We start from the raw sequence: 1,419 nt of genomic DNA on the forward strand, positions 1-1,419 counted from the left end.
GGGTTCCGCGGCGGGCAGGAGCGGCGGATCGGCGACGAACCGGACCGCCGGAGGGTACGGAAGGGGTTCGTCGATATAGACCCTCCCGGCCGGGGAGGTCCACTCGAGCACTCCCCCGGCGAGCTGTCTCACCTTCCAGCGGGTGAACTGCTTCTGCGTGTGGTGTCTCTGGCAGAGATGAGAGAGGTTGCAGACCTCGGTCTTGCCGCCGAGCGCGGCATCGTGCGTGTGATCGACCTCGCATCGCACCGCGGGGGCGGTACACCCGGGCCACCGGCAGTGCCGGTCGCGGGCGCGCAGGTAGCGGTCGATCGCCGCGGTCCGCTGATAGGTGTCGACGTGCAACACCGCCCCGGTGATCGGGTGCGTAATCACGCGATCCCACAGCAGCGACGTCGCCTCGGCGATCGCGCTCGCCGTTTCGGCGTCGATGGGGCCGTGCCCGACGAGCGCAGCAGGGTCGAGGTTCTCTCCGCCGGGCTGAAGCATCGTCAATGCCGGGACCACGACCTGCACCTTCGCACGGATCGCCCCGAGTGTGCCGAGGCCGTCGTCGCCGCGGGTCGGGTCGGCGTCGGGCGCCGCGGTCAGCAGGAGGTCGGCGAGAATGTCGGCGCGCACCTGATCGACCGTGCGGATGTCGGCGTCGACCGATGCCGTACCGGCCGTGCGCAGGACACCGTCGTCGACGGCCTCCGGGCAGAACGCAGGCTGGACGCCGGGTTCGACGGACGCCGCACCCGGCACGGACGACGCGGCGGGACGCGCGTCGATGAGCGCGCGGCTCTGCTGGGTGAGCCGATCGTAGATCCCCACCGCCAGCACAGTCGGCAAGGTGGCGATGAGATCCGACATCCCGTTCTCGCCGGGCACGACCCGCACGTTCCGTGTCGCGCGCCCGGCCCGATGCCTTTCGGTGATCGTCGTGGGCTGCAGCCGTTCGGCGAGAGCCGCGAGACGGGTCTTCAGCCGACTGGGGCTCATCCCCTCGGCCGTGGCGACCGCGAGCACGTCGAACTCGTCGCGCCGCTCCACGGGCACCGGGTGCCCGGCATCCACGATCGCCCACACGTGAGCTCGCGACAACGCCCCCGCCTCCCACGCGGCGAGCGTCACGGGATAGTCGTCGACGAGCTCCACCGCACGACCGATCTGCGCCTGCACCGATCGATCGGAGAGGTGCGCGGCCGCCGCGATCTCGGATGCCACCTCGCGCAGCGCCATCTCTGCCATCTTCGACGAGGTGCGCTGGGCCGCCATCGCGTCGAACGCGAGGTGCCCGGCGCGAGCGAGCGCCCGTACCCGTCGCGCCTCGGCCGCGGCCAGCTCGGCGTCGGCCGCGAGCACCTCGCTCAGCACGGACGACAGGTCGTCGTGCCCGCCGTGGGGCGCTGGTTCGGGGTTCGCGGAGTGCATGTG

At 71.7% G+C, this 1,419-nt stretch carries 1 protein-coding gene; it reads right to left on the bottom strand.

What is annotated here, in order from left to right; genetic code table 11:
• Nucleotides 1-1,416, bottom strand: a 1,416-nt coding sequence (locus tag LQV45_RS32325) for an HNH endonuclease signature motif containing protein (protein ID WP_230011624.1), incomplete at its 3' end; no start/stop codon positions are given.
• Nucleotides 1,417-1,419 lie beyond the last annotated feature (3 nt).

Source organism: Microbacterium sp. Bi128, from assembly GCF_918698205.1.